16 protein-coding genes and 1 other annotated feature are annotated in these 18,508 nt (G+C 28.1%); of the genes, 5 read left to right on the forward strand and 11 right to left on the reverse strand.

Annotation, left to right across the window (positions count from 1 at the left end):
- Positions 1 to 318: 318 nt before the first annotated feature.
- From ACWPW7_RS01730 to ACWPW7_RS01740, 3 genes are all read right to left on the reverse strand, one after another.
- Positions 319 to 1,335, reverse strand: a complete 1,017-nt coding sequence (locus tag ACWPW7_RS01730; RefSeq protein ID WP_454052140.1) for a 3D domain-containing protein — start codon at positions 1,333 to 1,335, stop codon at positions 319 to 321.
- Positions 1,336 to 1,767: 432 nt separating this feature from the next.
- Positions 1,768 to 2,532: a TatD family hydrolase gene (locus ACWPW7_RS01735; protein ID WP_454052141.1), complete on the reverse strand. Its 765-nt coding sequence runs from the start codon at positions 2,530 to 2,532 to the stop codon at positions 1,768 to 1,770.
- A 21-nt stretch (positions 2,533 to 2,553) separates the two neighbouring features.
- Positions 2,554 to 4,068: a DUF445 family protein gene (locus tag ACWPW7_RS01740; protein ID WP_454052142.1), complete on the reverse strand. Its 1,515-nt coding sequence runs from the start codon at positions 4,066 to 4,068 to the stop codon at positions 2,554 to 2,556.
- Between the two features lie 257 nt (positions 4,069 to 4,325).
- On the opposite strand from ACWPW7_RS01740, the gene gltS reads away from it, so the two are divergent.
- Together gltS and ACWPW7_RS01750 are read left to right on the forward strand one after the other, a co-directional pair.
- On the forward strand, positions 4,326 to 5,510 hold the full coding sequence (gene gltS / locus ACWPW7_RS01745; RefSeq protein ID WP_454052143.1) for a sodium/glutamate symporter: 1,185 nt from the start codon (positions 4,326 to 4,328) through the stop codon (positions 5,508 to 5,510).
- A 311-nt stretch (positions 5,511 to 5,821) separates the two neighbouring features.
- Positions 5,822 to 6,595: a histidinol phosphate phosphatase gene (locus ACWPW7_RS01750; RefSeq protein ID WP_454052144.1), complete on the forward strand. Its 774-nt coding sequence runs from the start codon at positions 5,822 to 5,824 to the stop codon at positions 6,593 to 6,595.
- Between the two features lie 198 nt (positions 6,596 to 6,793).
- Here the strand turns inward: ACWPW7_RS01750 and rbr are convergent, their stop codons facing one another.
- From rbr to ACWPW7_RS01780, 6 genes are all read right to left on the reverse strand, one after another.
- Positions 6,794 to 7,381 (reverse strand): rubrerythrin, encoded by a 588-nt coding sequence (gene rbr / locus ACWPW7_RS01755; RefSeq protein ID WP_039635033.1) that lies wholly within the window; start codon positions 7,379 to 7,381, stop codon positions 6,794 to 6,796.
- A gap of 524 nt (positions 7,382 to 7,905) precedes the next feature.
- Complete coding sequence (gene metG / locus ACWPW7_RS01760; RefSeq protein WP_454052145.1) at positions 7,906 to 9,840, reverse strand: methionine--tRNA ligase; 1,935 nt, start codon at positions 9,838 to 9,840, stop codon at positions 7,906 to 7,908.
- A gap of 134 nt (positions 9,841 to 9,974) precedes the next feature.
- Positions 9,975 to 10,220: a binding site (T-box leader), on the reverse strand.
- Between the two features lie 134 nt (positions 10,221 to 10,354).
- On the reverse strand, positions 10,355 to 11,977 hold the full coding sequence (locus ACWPW7_RS01765; RefSeq protein WP_454052146.1) for a hypothetical protein: 1,623 nt from the start codon (positions 11,975 to 11,977) through the stop codon (positions 10,355 to 10,357).
- Between the two features lie 142 nt (positions 11,978 to 12,119).
- Positions 12,120 to 13,334 (reverse strand): hypothetical protein, encoded by a 1,215-nt coding sequence (locus tag ACWPW7_RS01770; protein WP_454052147.1) that lies wholly within the window; start codon positions 13,332 to 13,334, stop codon positions 12,120 to 12,122.
- A complete protein-coding gene (locus ACWPW7_RS01775) occupies positions 13,331 to 13,753 on the reverse strand; it encodes a hypothetical protein (RefSeq protein ID WP_454052148.1) in 423 nt (140 codons plus the stop codon). The genes ACWPW7_RS01770 and ACWPW7_RS01775 overlap by 4 nt, the downstream gene beginning before the upstream one ends.
- A 15-nt stretch (positions 13,754 to 13,768) precedes the next feature.
- Complete coding sequence (locus ACWPW7_RS01780; RefSeq protein WP_454052149.1) at positions 13,769 to 14,686, reverse strand: ABC transporter permease; 918 nt, start codon at positions 14,684 to 14,686, stop codon at positions 13,769 to 13,771.
- Positions 14,687 to 14,902: 216 nt separating this feature from the next.
- On the opposite strand from ACWPW7_RS01780, the gene ACWPW7_RS01785 reads away from it, so the two are divergent.
- On the forward strand, positions 14,903 to 16,276 hold the full coding sequence (locus ACWPW7_RS01785) for an MATE family efflux transporter (RefSeq protein ID WP_454052150.1): 1,374 nt from the start codon (positions 14,903 to 14,905) through the stop codon (positions 16,274 to 16,276).
- A gap of 226 nt (positions 16,277 to 16,502) precedes the next feature.
- Here the strand turns inward: ACWPW7_RS01785 and ACWPW7_RS01790 are convergent, their stop codons facing one another.
- Entirely contained in the window at positions 16,503 to 17,024 is a 522-nt protein-coding gene (locus tag ACWPW7_RS01790) for a spore maturation protein (RefSeq protein ID WP_291563405.1), read from the reverse strand.
- A gap of 97 nt (positions 17,025 to 17,121) precedes the next feature.
- Positions 17,122 to 17,697, reverse strand: a complete 576-nt coding sequence (locus ACWPW7_RS01795) for a nucleoside recognition domain-containing protein (RefSeq protein WP_454052151.1) — start codon at positions 17,695 to 17,697, stop codon at positions 17,122 to 17,124.
- Positions 17,698 to 17,992: 295 nt separating this feature from the next.
- Between ACWPW7_RS01795 and ACWPW7_RS01800 the strand changes: the two genes are divergently transcribed.
- Together ACWPW7_RS01800 and ACWPW7_RS01805 are read left to right on the forward strand one after the other, a co-directional pair.
- Positions 17,993 to 18,181, forward strand: coding sequence for an H-type small acid-soluble spore protein (locus tag ACWPW7_RS01800; protein WP_454052152.1), 189 nt, complete (start codon positions 17,993 to 17,995; stop codon positions 18,179 to 18,181).
- 117 nt (positions 18,182 to 18,298) lie between these two features.
- Positions 18,299 to 18,484: a hypothetical protein gene (locus tag ACWPW7_RS01805; RefSeq protein WP_039635019.1), complete on the forward strand. Its 186-nt coding sequence runs from the start codon at positions 18,299 to 18,301 to the stop codon at positions 18,482 to 18,484.
- Positions 18,485 to 18,508: the final 24 nt, after the last annotated feature.

The following is an 18,508-nucleotide window of genomic DNA, read 5'->3' on the forward strand; positions in this document are numbered from 1 at the left end:
GTGACATAGTCACTTCTATTAGAATATTTATTTAAAGAAATTAATTTACAAAATTAATTTTAACTATAATTGTCAATTGTCCATTCTTAACTCTCCATTAATTAAACTGTTCCCCAGAGGTGGAAAAACTAGCAATTGTATTGCTAGTAAAAAGTCTATTAAAGAAATTAGTTTTAATTAAACTAATTTCCACCATAATTTTCAATTGTCCATCGTCAATTCTTCATTGACTGAGTTGTACATTAATCTTTAAGGTAATTTATCTATATATTCTAGTTCTATATAAATTCTGACAAGAAAAAAATAGGAGCATTGCTCCTATTTAAGAATATAAACATTTACTGTTCTTCTACCCCAATTGATCATTTCATTATAAGTATTAAAATATACATCAATTATATTTCCTTTGATAGCTCCTCCAGTGTCTTGCGCTATAGCATATCCATAACCCTCAACATATACTTTTGTTCCAAGAGGAATAATTCTTGGATCTACAGCAATTGTACTGTAACCATCTGGATCACGAACACAGTTTACTCCTATAGCAGCAACACCATTGTCATCTCCTCTATCAGCTGTATAAGCCGTAGATGACATAGTTAACATTTCCGTATAATAATCCTCGCCACCACGAGAAGGTCTTAAAACCCCTAATGTTCCTACATCAACTACTTGATTAATAGGTTGCTTTTTAACCTTTTCATTTAAAACTTTACGAGAAATTTCTTTACCATCTTCATACACAATCTCTGTTGTGATTAATTTCTCGCCTTTTTCTCCTTTTTGGACTACATTCTGTGTTCCTTGAGGCAAGTCTTCATTTTTTCTAACTTCTGTTGCAAAATTTAAATGCTTAACCTCATCTTTAACTTTCTTATTTACTCTTGTTATTTGAACTTTCAATCCATTCTGTAGAAGTTTTGACTTCTCAGGTATTATTTTATCAAGCTTACTTAAAGCTATATTCTCTGCTTGTAGCATTTTTTCTACATTATCCTCTGCAGACTTAATCTTTAACACCTTTCCATCAACATTCACTTCAACATCTATAGCTTTATTTATATATATATTGTCTCCATCTTTCACTTCACTGTCTAATGCCACAGATACTTTATCAAATTTACTTACTACAATACCCTCATTTTCTAGTATTGTATCTAAATTATTTGATAATGTTGTAATTTGTACTTCCTGGCCATCAATAACTATTGATATGGTTTTTCTCATGTTTATTATAGTAATAGTTATTCCTAATAATACTAACATTACTATAAATAGTGCCTTCTGCCAAGTTGAAAAATAAGTATTCAACTTCAGTTTTGCATTCATAATCATAAAATTACCTCCCTTAGACAAGAGTACTTCGAAATTATAACCTAAGTTTTGCAATTGTGTCAAATTTCAAGTATCTTTACATTGAATTGATTCTGTAAGCATACGTAGTGTACATACCTACAATGATGTGGTCAGCACTTATAATCGCAGAAAAATCAATCCTTAAGGGTAGATTTGTAGAAGACCATATTAAATATTTTTTGATGATGTTATGATTAAATATATTTAATAAACTATATAAATATTACTTTGAAATAAGATTTGTTCATAATTTATTAACATTTTTACTGCTGCTTTTTTCATGGAAATCATAGAATTATATATATTAAAAACCATTTAACTCCATTAATTCCACTGAATTTCCTTATTCTTTTGTGATTTTTAGGAACTTTTTTCAACAAAATGGATTTTATATATTCGTATTATACCCTATTATTTTATATTAAACAACCTTTTAGTGTTATTTATGGTATTTATTTCCACGGATTCTCTATTTAAATTTTTAATTTCCATTATCTTTTCTATTATATATTCTATATAATCGGATTGATTTCTCTTTCCTCTATAAGGTGCAGGCGCCATATAAGGACAGTCTGTTTCAACAAGTAATCTATCTAAAGGGACTTCTTTAACAACTTCCTTTATTACTTTTGCATTTTTAAATGTAACTACTCCTGTTACACCTATATAGTATCCTAATTTCAAGCACTCTCTTGCAAATTCTACACTGCCTGAAAAGCAGTGGACTACCCCCTTAACTTCAGGATATTCCTTTAGTATATCTAAAGTATCCTTATGTGCCTCTCTATCATGAATAACTACAGGCAAATTTAATTCTTTTGCAAGTTCCATTTGCATTCTAAATGCCTTTTTCTGAACTTCTTTTTCAGGATTTTCTTCCCAATAATAATCCAGTCCTATTTCTCCTATAGCTTTAACTTTAGAATTTTTAGATATTTTTCTAAACTCCTCAATTAATTCTTCATTTACAATGTCCGCATAGGAAGGATGTATACCTATAGCAGCATACATAAATTCATATTTATTAGAAAGATCAACAGAAATTTTAACCCCTCTTAAATCTGAACCGCAGTTTAAAACCCCTATAACTCCTTTTTCTTGTATATCTTTTATAATATTTTCTCTATCTTTATTAAAAGCTTTATCATCATAATGTGCATGTGAATCAAATATCATTTTTCCTACCTCTCCCTTTGTTTATAATGATGAAAGTAGTGGTGATAATAATCCCATTATCCCGCCTAATAATGCACCTAGCCATGTAATAGCCTTAAGCTCTTTACTTGCAATATCCAATATTAACTTTTCTACGAACATCACATCAAAACTATTTATTTTATCCTCTATAATTCTAGCTATATTAAAGCGCTCAATAAGCTGCGGTGCTTTATTATCTATGAATTTCTTATATAGGTCTATTAATACTTTGGAAAGTTTATTTACTGTTTCCCCATTGGTATTTATTAATAAACTTCTTGATGATTTTTTAACCACGCTATTAAGTCCATATTCAATTATAGCTTTAATTTTGTCCACAAATTCTTCTTTATATACAGTGTTGTCCACAATTTTTATTACCATATTATTAATAACTTCATCATAAGAAAAGTCCATATTTTTCAGTACTTCTTCTAAAGTTTCCATACTGCAAAATTTCTCTTCTAATTTATTTAATAAATTTTCTACTATATTACTTTCCTTTAATTGTTCTATGAAAAAATTAGATATAGTTTCAACAGCAGAATCTTTGCCTTCTTTAGATGTATTATTAACTATCTCGCTTAATTTTGTTTCCAAAATTTTGTCTACAATATCGTTTATTACCATTACTATATCAGTAATGTTTTGTTCTTGTGAAAGCAATTCTTCTGCTCCATTAACTATTTTTTCATATATACTATCTGATTTAATAAACATAGCAATCATAGGGCTCATTCCACTTAAAACTTCAGTTATTATATCTTTTATCTTGGCTTCTGCTTTCTCGCTCTTTATCCCTGTCTTAATATAAGATGAAATATCATATCTTTTATTATATGTATAGATTTTTAAATTGCTTGTCAATCCTTTAGGTATAATGTCATTTAATGACTTATCGCAATTATCTAAGTCTTTCATCTTATCATTTAATACTTTTTCAATGCTTCTCTTTAACTCATCACTATCTATATAACCTTTGCTCTTAGCTATTAAACTTCCTTTTACAGTATTATAAACATTATTACCTAAAAACTCCTTAGGATTATTTTTAAGTTTATTTTTAATTTCTATAGTTATAGCTTCACAAATTCCTTTTTTAAATTCTATACTTCTAACATTCTCTAATAAAGATTTAGATAAGCTATCTCTTATTCCATAATAGATTTTATTATAGTTTTCATTTAGCAGCTCTTTTGCTTTATCCTCGATTGTGATATCGCTACTCTGTAATTCTTTAAACTTCTCTCCTACATAATTAGAAATTCCCTCATTTATATTTTCGTTACAAAGAGCTTCTAATATTGTTTCTTTAGTTAGTAAATGATCTCCTACTGTTTCTCCTACACTTTTTGATATTCTTTCTTTCTCTTTAGGAATAAGCCCTGGGGTAAAAGGTATTTTAAAACTACCTATTCTTAATTCCTTATGAGGTCTAAACAACATTTTTATAGCTAACCAATTAGTTAAATATCCTATTACTGCACCTACCATTGATCCAATAATATACTTCATTTCTTCACTCCCTTTTAATATATAAAATCATAATTCAATATACAAAATATAATAACATAACTCTTAAGATATAGGCACTTAATATGATAAATTTTCTGATTAATTCGAAATGGTATTATAGTAAATATAATTACTGTCGATATATGTATGATGGCTACATGTTAAAAAAATCTATTTGACTAAATTTTAAATATTATTATATAATTCAAAATATGAAGTTATCTATATAAATAATTAATTACTAGGGGGAAATTATTATGACGTTAAAATTGGACATGATTCAAACTTTAGCCTTAGCAATAGTTGTCTACTACATAGGTAGATGGATAAAAACTAAGGTAACTATTCTAGAAAAATTTTGTATACCTTCACCAGTAGTAGGCGGTCTTATTTTTGCCATATTAAATTTAATACTTACTGAAAGCAATATAATGACCATATCTTTAGATTCAACTTTACAGAATCCTTTTATGCTTGCTTTCTTCACTACTATAGGCCTTGGAGCAAGTTTTAAACTTATAAAACAAGGTGGAATTCAAGTTGGATTATTTTTTATTGCAGCTTTATCATTAGTAATATTCCAAGATATACTTGGTGTTTTTCTTTCTAAAGCTATAGGAGTGAGCCCATTATTAGGACTTATATCTGGTTCAATAACAATGACCGGTGGACATGGTACTGGTGCAACTTGGGGGGCATTATTTGAATCTAACTATGGTCTAGCTGGTGCAACAACTACAGCTGCGGCAGCTGCTACTTTTGGACTTATATGTGGTAGCTTAATCGGTGGACCTATTGCTAAAAATTTAATTAATAAAAATAAACTAAAAAACAATGCTGATGCTTTTGTAGCAACAGATACAGAGATTAAAGAAAAAGTAAATTACGAAGAATTATTTAAAACTACTTCTATTATCTTTATATCTATGGGTCTTGGAACTATCTTAGAAATGATTTTCACTAAAATAGGTATTACTTTACCTGCATACATTGATGCTATGATTGTAGCAGCGATAATATTAAATACAGGAGAAGGTACAGGTAAATGGAAAATTAACTCAAAATGTGCAGATATTATTGGCAATATAAGTTTAAATGTGTTTTTATCAATGGCACTTATAAATTTACAACTATGGGAATTAAAAAGCACAGCAGGTCCACTACTAATTTTACTTATTGGGCAAGCAATATTAATGGCTATATTTGCTTACTTTATAACCTTTAGGCTTATGGGACAAGATTATGATGCAGCTGTTATGGCAGCAGGCCATTGTGGATTTGGAATGGGTGCTACACCAAATGGAGTGGCAAACATGGAAGCTATAACTTCAAAGTATGGAGCTTCACCAAAAGCATTTTTTATACTCCCAGTAGTAGGTGCTTTTCTTGTAGACTTTTCAAATTCATTGGTAATAACTCTCTTTGTAAACCTTTTTAGTTAATTAATTCCAGTATATGCTTATTTTTTAAATTTTTTAAATTTTTCACTTTTTTAAATTTTTGAATGTACTTTGCAAAAGACATGATTTTTATCATGTCTTTTTAACTAAAGATTTAAAATAAGACATCTAAAAGAATCTCAAATCAAAGATATCAAATTATTATTGTTTTCAATAGGTTTTAACAATTTATCAATCTTCTACAGTAAACTGCATATCATGTGTATTAAAGAAGCTGTAGATTATTAGCACTATATTCTTCTTATATTTTTACTGATATAATGTAATTAATATGTTTTAAGGATGGTGCAAATATGTTTGATACTCATATTCATACTGATTTTTCTAGTGATTCAAAGATGAATATAAAGGATGCTATTAATTCAGCTAAAAATTTAAACTTAGGAATAGTTATAACAGATCATATAGATTTAAATTATCCTGATAAAACAAAATTTAAAGTAGATTTAAAAGAATATTTTAAATGCTATAATTCTTATAGAAGTAATAATATATTAATAGGCATAGAATTAGGAATGGATATGGACTATCAGAAAGAAAATGAACTAATTTCCTGTCATCCCTTTGACCAAATAATAGGTTCTCAACATTCAGTAAATGGAATAGATGCTTTTAATCAGTCATTATATAAAGAAAAAAGTAAAAAAGAAATATTCTCACTTTATTTTGAAGATATGATAAACTCTATAAAAACTCATAATTATATAAATACTTTAGCTCATATAGACTTTATCTCAAGATATTGCCCTTATGAAGATAAAGAGCTATATTATAATGAATATAGTGATCATATAGATGAGATTATAAAATTGTGTTTATCTCACGAAATCTCTTTAGAAATAAACACAAAACGGTTAAATAATTCGCTAAGTACTAAAAATCTTATAGATATTTATAAGAGATATAAGGAACTTGGAGGGAAATATGTAACTATAGGTTCTGATGCTCATATTCCATCGTCTATTGGTTTAAATTTTGAACAAGCTCTACAAGTTTGTGAGTATGTAGGACTAGTTCCTATATACTATAAGGAAAGAAAAGCTGAATACATAAAAAGGTGTGACTAATAATCACACCTTTTCTAAATTATTTAAAGTAACTATCGTCAATTATGAATTTAGGCATCTGAAATAAAATAACTAGTCAAAGGTCAGACAAAGAAACAAGTTTCGCTCATAGTTTAAGCTATGAGTAAGTTCTGTTGACGCAGTGTGATGGAAAATAGACTAGTATACTGACTAGTTATTTTTTTAAAGATGCCTTATCTAAGCTTTAGTATCATACATAATTTCGAAATATCCCTGTGGATGTTTACAAGCAGGACAAACTTTAGGCGCTTCATCCCCTTCATGTATATATCCACAATTTCTACATTTCCAATATTGTTTCTCTTCTCTTTTATATAATCTACCTTCTCTTAGCGCATTCATTAAATCTAAATATCTTTGTTCATGAGCTTTTTCAACCTCTATTATATGGTTAAAAGCAAACTCAACTTCAGGATATCCTTCTTCTTTAGCAATTTTAGCAAACTCAGGATATGCTGTACCCCACTCTTCTTTCTCACCTTCTGCTGCATATTCAAGATTTTGTAATGTATTTCCCACTCCTATAGGGTATTCTGCATCAACCTTTATGTGAGCTTTTCCTAATCCTTCTGTTAATAGATTAAAAAAAACCTTAGCATGAGCTCTTTCATTATCTGCTGTTTCTTCAAATATTGCAGCAATATGCATATGTCCTTCTTTACGTGCTATGTTAGCATAATAAGTATACCTATTTCTAGCTTGAGATTCTCCTGCAAAAGCTTTAGCTAAATTATCCGCCGTTCTGCTTCCAACTAAACTTTTCATAAAACAACACTCCTTCAAAATTTCTCATTTCATATTTTTACCTAAAAGCTCAAAATTAATTCATAATGAATTAATTTGGTAATTGAACCTTTATACAATAAGTGTAACAAATAAATATATTTTTTTCTATATTTTCCAAATATTATAAAAACTTTTTTTTTCAAAGTACTTCAGCAATTACGTGTTACCCTAAATAATCTACTTTTATACGTCAATAAACTTTTATAAAATAAGAGTTATGATATTTGCATGCTGTACTTTTCCGTATTCATAATTTTTTTAAAATAATGACATATTAATATAGTGCAAGATAAAATAAAAAGAGCGTAATAATTATAACGTTATAATTATTACGCTCTTTTTATTTTAAATATCTTGAAAAATAATAGGTCATTATGTTATCTTGTTTTGCATTATACTAACTTGTCAGAACTTAACCATAGCAACGCTATGAGTGGAACCTAGTGCCTTATCTTATATAAAATAGACTAACATATTTAACTTCTTATTTTCTTTCAGATAACTTATCTTACTATACTACCTGTTGGCAGTTGGCCTGGATCTACTGTAAATAACTTACTATCATCATCCGTTGCTGCACATAATATCATACCTTGGGATAATTCTCCTCTTAAAGTTACTGGTTTTAGATTAGCAACTAATACCACATTTTTACCTATTAATTCTTCTGGTTTGTAGTTCATTGCTATTCCTGATACAACTTGACGAATTTCTCCACCTAGATCTACCTTTAGTTTAAGTAATTTTTTAGCTTTTTTAATAGGTTCACACTCTATAACCTTAACAACTCTTAAATCTATTTTATCAAAGTCATCAATTGTGATTTCTTCTTTTATAGGCTCCATTACTGGTGCTTCAGTTGCTTTTTTAGCTTCTTCAGATATCTTATCCAATTCAGCTATTTTAGCTTCCACATCTATTCTTGGGAACATCACTTCTCCCTTAGAAACTTTAACTCCTGATTTTGTTCCATTAAATGATGATAAGCTTTCCCATGTTGTTTCTGTAATATTTAATTGGCTATTAATTTTTTCACTTGTACTTGGTAAGAAAGATGATATTAATACAGAAGCTATTCTTAATGACTCTGCTAAATTATATAAAACTGTTGCAAGTCTTGGCTTTTGTTCCTCATCCTTTCCAAGTATCCATGGAGTTGTTTCATCTATATATTTATTTGTTCTTCTTATTAATGTCCATACATGATCTAAAGCATTAGATATATTTAATTCTTCTATAGCTTTCTCAACTAATATAGGTGTTTCAAGTGCTAATGAAATTAACTCTTCATCTACGGCTTCTTTAATATCTGGTGAAGGTATTACTCCATTAAAATATTTCTCTATCATTGTAGCTGTTCTTGAAACTAGATTTCCAAGATCATTAGCTAAATCTGAATTTGTTTTCTTAATAAATATTTCATTATTAAATAAGCCATCTGAACCAAATGGTATTTCATGTAGTAAATAATATCTAACAGCATCTACTCCAAAATGATTAACAAGTACTACTGGATCTACTACGTTACCTTTAGATTTAGACATTTTGCCTCCATCAACTAATAACCATCCATGGCCAAATACCTGTTTAGGTAACGGTAATCCTAAAGCCATAAGCATTATAGGCCAGTAAATAGTATGGAATCTTAATATATCCTTACCGATTAAATGAACATCCGCTGGCCAAAATTTATTATAAAGCTCTGTGTCTTCACTATTATATCCTAATGCAGTTATATAGTTTGAAAGCGCATCAATCCATACATATATAACATGACTTGGATCAAACTCTACTGGAATTCCCCAAGTAAATGAAGTTCTTGATACACAAAGGTCTTGTAACCCTGGCTTTAAAAAGTTATTAACCATTTCATTTTTTCTTGATTCTGGTTGAATAAATTCCGGATGAGCTTCTATGTACTCAAGTAATTTATCCGCATACTTAGACATTTTAAAGAAATATGCCTCTTCCTTAGCTTTTTCAACTGGTCTTCCACAGTCTGGGCAGTTTCCATTAGATAATTGTGTTTCTGTCCAGAAAGACTCACAAGGAGTACAATACCATCCCTCATAAGAGCTTTTATAAATATCTCCTTGCTCATGAAGTTGATTAAATATTTTTTGAACTGCTTTTTTATGATAATCCTCAGTAGTTCTTATAAATTTATCATATTTTATATCCATAATGTTCCACAGTTCTTTTATCCCTGCTACAATTTCATCAATATATTCTATTGGTGTAACGCCTTTTTCCTCAGCTATTCTTTGTAATTTTTGACCATGCTCATCTGTTCCTGTTAAAAACATTACCTCATGGCCTGTTAACCTTTTAAATCTTGCTAAAGCATCTGCTGCAACAGTTGTATAAGTATTTCCTATATGAAGATTTGCAGATGGATAATAAATTGGTGTAGTAATATAATATGGTTTTTTGCTCATGCTTTTACCTCCTGTATTTTAAAATATAAACTTTCACTCTACCTTTTAAGAGATTCAAATTGAAAAAGAAATTAATTACTAATCTCTTTTTTATAATTTTATAATAAAAAAGTCTCTATATGGAAATTTTTCCATATAGAGACGTTATATACGTGTTACCACTCTATTTTATACTTATTTCACAATAAGTACCTCATTAAGTGACTGGCAAAAAGCTTTTATCACCCTGCAATATATCGGTTGCTACCGTACCTCCCTTGCTCTTGCTCAAAAGGTCTGCTCCAAGGCCATATTCATAAAGCTTCATGCTACTAGCTTTCACCTAATCTAGCTCTCTTTAAAACACTTAACTTTATTACTCTTCTTTTCATAGCATTATATTATTATTACTATTATGATATGATAAAGTAGTTTTTATGTCAATATAATAAAAATTTTAAGTATTTTCCAAAGTACCTCATTTGCCTTTTATAACTATTGCCCTAATAACTATATACTATATTAAATGTATTTACTATTTTATAAAGCTTATATATAACATTAAAGTTACAATGCTGTCAACAATCAATGCAGATGGAATTCTTAATGCTATAACATTGTGTTCTAAATCTTTTTTATATTTGCCATATCCATATAGAGCACAAAGTAGGCTTATGGTAAACATACATAAAAAGCCAACAACACTATTATAATAACTAGGTAAGAAATTTACTCTACTAATGTGAAAAGCTTTATTTATAAAATAAAATTTTATAGTAAAAATAATACCATATATCACAAAATACATTATTTTTCTTAGCCTTTTACTCAACTTATATTCTATAAGAGCTACAATAGATACTATAGACATACCTGGTATAATCCATATAAGTCCCATAGAAACTATATAAACAGCTCCGAAAAACATTCCTTCTAAAGTTTGAATAAATGCATTTATTGCTTCCTCTTTTCTATTCCCAGAATTTTCACTTATAAACTTCGGATTTTTTGACGTAATATAAAGTTTTGCTTTACCTTCTTCAACAGAATCAATAAAAATTACTGAATCTTTATAATTTACTGGATTTATAGATACTTTTTTACTTCTTGATAATGGTTCTTTAAAGTCTCCTCTATACAAAACTTCACCAGACATATCCTTTTTATCTTTTGATATTTTCATCTTAACTATATCTGTTTGTCTTTTTAATTTTTCTGCTGTTCTACTAGTACTAACTAAAAATGTACCTAGCTCTTCACCATAGGTAGCTACAGTACCTATATCAACATCATAATCCGAAGCAATTTTATTTTTATCTGTTCCTATTTTTACTCCAAATGGTCCATAATGGCTAGCTTTTTCACTGTTGACAGGAAAATTCAAAAGGTTAAATCCAAATTCCTTACCTTGAAATATATACTCTATTAAAACATAAACATTTTCTTCATCAATTGCCATTGTAGCATTTCTAAATTTTACCTTTGAGATTTCAACTAAATTTCCACCTAGTTTAGGTTCTGTAACTTTACCATCTTCTATCCAAATGTAGTAAAATTCATCCAACCCCATCATATAACCAAGTAGATATTTATTCTTATATTTTGCACTTACCGATAACTTTATATTATCATCTATATTAACTCTAGAAACTTTGTTTATTAAATAATCCCTTATTTCAACATATCCATCATAAAAAACTGCTACTATATTTTCTGAAACTTTTGTTTTATTAATTACATTTTTTATACTTGTTTTGTCTACTAGATTTAAATCATCATCTAACTTTAATATTTCAATAGTGTTTTTATCAGCACCTGTTAATAAGAAGTTTATATAAATATTCTTATTGTCTGTAATAATATCAATATCTCTTGGTTCACTATCAGACGCTATAAATTGAGACTCTTTAATTTTTTTCCCTAATTTATCTATTAGCATTACCTTGATACTATCACTATCTTGATGGGCAACCACATAATTGCCCTTATATTCAATTATATCTGGAAACTCTGTTATGTTTCCTTGTGACAAAAATACTTCCTTACCCCATTTTTCACTTGGTGGCTTTATAGCTTCTTTATAATTTAAACTATAGTGAAAACAAAATATAGCTATAATTATCCCAACTACAATTGTGTAAAATTTTCCCCTCTTCACATATACCCTCTACTTTCTATAGTTCTAAAGTATACAATTATATATAAATTTCCAATAAGAATTTTTCTTTTATCTTAATATTCAATAACAATCTTAGTTTCTTTATATAATAGCCATATCTTACAATATAAAGATTATGTTTTTACATAATAAAACCAACAAATAATATTAAAGTTAAAAGTGAGTCTATTAATATTGGCTTTGAGAAACTTAGTACAATTACATTATAATCTAAATTCTCACTATAGCTTTTATATCCATAACTTAAGCAAACTAAGCTAATTAATAATGTACATGCTATGCCCACATTTAAGCTAAAAAAAGATGGTATAAGCATCGCTTGGTTAACATAGAATAGTTTATTTATAAAATAAAGCTTTAATAGATAAGCTAAACTATAAGTAAATATAAATAATATCTTTCTTATAGTTTTATTAAATTTAAATTCGATTATTGAAATAAGAGAGATTAAAGAAAGAGATGGTATAATCCATAATGAACCATAAATCACTAAATAAGCCATGCCAAAAAGTGTACTTTCAGAAGTACTTATAAGTGAAGAAACAGCTTCACTTAGTATTCTACTCTTATTATTAACTAATTTAAATTGTTCATCTTTTGAAGTAATATATACATTGCTTCTATCATCTCCTATAGGTTCACAAAATACTATTGCATTTTTATAGCTAACAGGGTAAATAGAGTTATTCCTACTATTTGATACAGGATTTTTTACAACAGCGCCATATTTATCATCAAAACGTCCACCTATTGAATTTTCATTATCTTCAATAGAAATTTCCACTATATCAGGTTGTTCTTTCATCTTAAAAACCTTTCTTCCACAACTCCCTAGAATCATTCCCTCTTGATTTGGATAATTAGCTAAACTAGTTACATCTACATTAAATTTCCTCATTTCATCTATATTATCACTAAAATTTTCCATTAACCTAAAATCACTTATATAAAGATCATTTTTATCTAATGAAAATTTGAAGTTTTTTACAGTATATTCTGTACTCTTATATACATACTCTACAATTGCATATATATCATTTTCTTTATAAGTAATAGTATTTGAAATGAAAGAAGAATTAGATCCACCCTGTACATCAAATGCAATTTTAGGTTCAGTTGTTTGTCCATTTTTATCTATAAAAAAATACTTATATGCACTTCTATCAGATATATATGTTATTAAATATTTATCTTTATAAGGAATACTTGTAGGCATCTCTGCTTTATTATTTAAATTAATTTTAGAAGAAGAATTTTTAAGAAAATCAATAAATTCTATATGATCATCATAAAAAATACATAATATATTTTCTGATAGATCAAGTTTACTTCTCATCTTATCAATTTGTTTTTTTCTATTAATTCTAAGTTATCATTTAATTTTAAAATTTTTACTGTATTATAATACATATCTGTTAGCATATAGGTAATATATATATTTTTATTATCAGTAATCACTCCTAAATCTCTAGGTTCTTTCCCATCTGCTTTAAAATTACTTTTCTTTAACACTTTACCTAGCTTGTCTACTATTATTACTTTTATATCATCTCCGTTCTGGTGAATAACAATATAATTATCATTATACCCAGTTAAAGCAGGATATTGCTTAATATCTCCTTTAGATATTAATACTTCCTTTGCCCATACTTCTGAAGGTGGTTTAATTGCTTCCCTATAGTTTAGATAATAATGAAATGCAAATATACATACAAATATTAATATAACTGCAGTATAGAAACTCTTTCTTTTCATACTTTATCCCCCCTATCACAATATGGATTCTTGAGGATTTAATGCATCTCTTAAAACATCCCCTATAACATTAAAGCAAATTATAGTTATGGTCATAATAGAAGCTGGAATAAATACTTGATATGGATAAAACATAAGTGAAAACCCTGTATTATACATAAGTGATCCCCAACTTAATAGAGGATATCTCATACCAAATCCAACGTAACTTAATAATCCTTCTAGTATAATTACGTTAGGAATTTCCATAGTTATAGTAACTATTGCTACGCTAATTACATTTCTAATTAAATGATTACAGATAATTCTAGAAGTACTAGCGCCTAATGCTTTTGCAGCTAAAACATATTCCTGTTCCTTTATTTGTAATAGCTGTCCTCTAATCACCCTTGCAACATTTCCCCATCCATTAATTGTCATAGCAAGAATCAAACTTAAAGGCCCAGGTCCTAAAATAAGATACATTAGCGTTATTATTACAATAAGTGGCACACTTGTTACTATTTCTAGTATTCTCATTATTATGTCGTCAATAATACCACCATAAAAGCTGCAAATACCTCCATAAACTATTCCTATAGATAAGTTTAAAAATGCTATAATAAAACTAATACCTAATGAACTTCTAGCTCCCTGCCATACACCTGCAAAAATATCTCTTCCTTCATCAGTAGTACCAAAATAATGAATACTATTTGGCCTTAAATTTTTCTCTTTAACAGGTTCGAAGTAATCAAATTTTGTAAAAAGCGGAGAAAAAATGGTCATTAAAATTACAGCTAATAAAATAATTGTAGCTAAAATTGCAAATTTATTTTTTAAAAATTTTATTTTTACACTTTGCCAATAACTTAAATTCCTCTCCCCCATTATTTCTTTTTCTTTAATCTTACAACCAACAACCTCAAAATCTTTCTTTTTTAATTCTTTCATAAACTCTCCCCCTAAAGTTTAAAATACCCGCCTCTTTAAAATATGTTATACCATATTCTACATATTTTTTAATAAATATAGAATTAATTTACTAATTATTAATAATATTCATAATAATAACAAAAATATTGTTATTTTGTCATTTGTTATTAACAGTATAATTTGCTTCTGATATAATTAAGTAACGTTGATATTTAAAAGGGGGGAGGTAATTATATGTTAAACAAAAAAGAAGTTAAAAGTGTACTTACCATTGCACTGCCTGCCGTTGGAGAAATGGTTTTATACATGATGGTTTGGGTTTTAGATACTCTTATGATTGGACAATATGGAGGACAAATAGCCGTTAGTACTGTTGGCATTTCTGGAGAAATATTATATACCTTTGCTAATATTTTTATAGCTATGGGTGTATCTATTGCCATAACCTCTATTGTAGCAAGACGTTATGGTGCTAAAGAATATGATACTGCTGAGGAATATGCTACTATTGGGTTTGTAGTAGGTACTATAATTAGCATAATTTGTACTGTTATAATTTTTATTTTTTCTAAACAACTCTTAACTGCTGCCGGTTGTGAACCTGAGGTCCTAGAAATTGCTATGAGATATATAAGAATTGTTTGTTTTGGAATTGTATTTAATATGATAACTAGCCTTTACTCAGCAATACAAAGAGCTTATGGAAATACAAAAATTCCTCTTATAACATCCTTCATAGTAATATTAATAAACATGACTTTAGACTATATACTAATTTTTGGTAAGTTTGGCGCTCCTGAATTAGGAGTTACTGGTGCTGCATTAGCAACTATAACTGCTCAAATTTGTGGATTTTTATTTTCTACATACTATACCTTTAAAAAGTCTAAGATTAAAATTAAATTTAAATATTTAAAATCCTTAACTATAGAAAAGACTAAAACCTTATTTAAGTTGTCTATACCTGCATCACTTCAAGAAGGTGCTTTTAGTATTAGTAGGTTATTTACAACTTTTATGATAATGAGGCTAGGAACTGTTGCTTTCTCTGCTAATACAATAACCTCAACTCTAGAATCACTATCTTATATGCCTGGCTGGGGATTTGCTGTAGCATGTACGACAATTGTTGGAAATAAATATGGTGAAAAAGATTACAAAGGTGCCATGAAATACGCTTATAACTGTGCAATTTTAGGATTAATTTCAATGATTTGTACAGCTTCATTGTTTATAATTATGCCTAAATTTTTGATTGGTCTATTTATAAATAGTAGTGAAGCTGAAGTTATTTCCTTAGGTGCTAAATGCTTAATGATAGCAGCACTTCAACAGCCTAGTATGGCAATTTCCATGATATATGGAGGCGCTCTAAAAGGAATAGGTAATACAAAAATACCATTTAAGGTATCTCTATTTACAGGATGGTGTATTAGATTACCATTAGTATTTTACTTCATTTATATAACTCAAAGCTCAGTAACATACTTTTGGTGGATTTGTGTAATTCAATGGATAGTTGATGCTGTACTAATTTATATTGCTTATAAAAGAAAATTTAATAGTCTAATAAAAGAATACCCTATTGAATCAACGCAGAATATTTGATAAAAATTTATAGACACACCTAATCAACTTAAATCCTTTTAAGTTATATGAAATAGAGTAATCCTTCAAGGCTGTGAGCTAATTGTCATAATACAAAACAGATTTTTTAGGATGTGTAAATCAGTGCACCTCTAAAATATTTAGAGGTGCTTATTTAATTTATTTTGATCTTATAATAATATATCAACTTATAAAACTAAGGACTAATAATTAAGAATGAACGATTTTAGTATATTATAAACTTTGCTACATTTACTGCTATAAGTACTGCACATATATCTACTAATACTGCCACCCATAAGGTATGTCTTATCTTTTTAATTTGTACTGCTCCATAATAAACTGCTAAAGTATAAAATATTGTTTCTGTAGACCCCATAATTATAGAAGCACAAGTACCTATAAAGCTATCTGGCCCATACTCTTTTACGATATCTGTAAAAATTCCTATAGCTCCGCTTCCTGATAGAGGTTTCATTAAAACTAAAGGTACGACCTCCGGTGGTACTCCTACTACATCTACTGCAGGCTTTATTAATGAAATTAAAAAATTCATAGCTCCTGATGCTCTAAATACATTAATAGCTAAAAGCATTGCTAAAAGATAGGGAAATATTCTAACACAAATTCCTATTCCATCTTTTGCACCTTCTATGAAACACTCATATACTTTAACCTTTTTAGAAATTCCATAGGTTGTAATTAAAATTATTATTATAGGGATAATAGCTTTTATTATATATTGAATTAAGGCTCTCACATCCATAGTACTCTCCTTATTTTAATTAATAATTTAAAGTCATATATAAATCTATATAGGTGATAAATAAAATTAATCTTATTCTTTAAAAATGCTTTTGCAGTAGTTTACAAAGAACTATCCCTATTATAGATGCACAAAATGTTGTAATAAAAGCAGCCAAAATTATTGCTCCAGGATTTTGAGAGTTTGCTGCTGCTCTTATAGATATCACTGTTGTAGGAATAAACTGAATACAAGCGGCATTTAAAATTAGGAATAATACCATGTCATTGGTGGCTCTACCTTTCTCCACATTTAGTCTGTCCATCTCCTCCATAGCTTTTATACCAAAAGGTGTAGCAGCATTTCCAAGCCCAAACATATTAGCAGTAAGATTCATAGCTATAGCTCCCATTACTTTTTCATCTTTACCTGCATCTCTGAATATTAGTTTTAATATAGGAGTCAATACTCTAGAAAGTTTTGAGGTTAGTCCACTTTTCTCTGCTATTTTCATAACTCCACACCACAGACACATCATTCCAACAAGTCCAATTACTAAGTCTACTGTTGAAGAAGTAGTTGATACTATTGCTTTAGAAACTATCTCTCCATCTCCATTTAATATGCCGAATCCTATACCTATAGCTAGTATAAGAAACCATATTACATTTATCATGCAAATTCCCTCCATAAAATTAATTTTTCTAATCTATAATGCAACATTTAGTCGTATAACCTGCACACTTTTATTAATAGATTAATAATATATATGAAGAATGGAACTATAAAATTTCACTTTGTACAAACTTTTATAATATGTAAAAAGTTAATGTAAATTATACTATTATGAACTTTAGTACGAAGCATCCACAATTTTTTTATTTTTAAATATTAATTTTTATTTAAAATTATAAACATATCCGTTGTTTAAGTTATAAATGAAACTTTAAATTTATAGGAGGAATTCATAGATGGATACTAGTAGGCTTTTAGAAATTCAAGAATCTAATGAAAATATCCCTGTATATTTTAATAACCATATAGTTTGGATAAATCATATAAATACTAAGCAAGAAATAGCTAAAATTATAGACTTAGATATATTAGAAACTTATGTAGTTCCTATTCGTAAATTATGTGAAGAAAATAATATTTTATAGTATATAAATTATTAATTAAACTTATTTTTAACTTGAAATTAATGCTATGCAATGCTAACATTTTATTAAGAAATAATTCGTAAAAAACAAGAAGATTAAATTTAAAAGGAGATTTTTATGAAGGAAAACAATTTACAACTAGCTCAAAAAGATATCGATGAGGCGCTATATACTATTGAAAAACTAGAAAAAAGTATAAAAGAAGATGCTCTTTCAGAAGATTTTGTTAAGAAAAACTTTTTAGAACTAACTAGAAAAATGCAAGAAATTGAAAACCTATTAAAAGAAGAAGGAATATTATAATAAAAAGTCGTGATTTTTTTAATC

It is taken from the genome of Clostridium sp. Marseille-Q7071 (assembly GCF_965112025.1).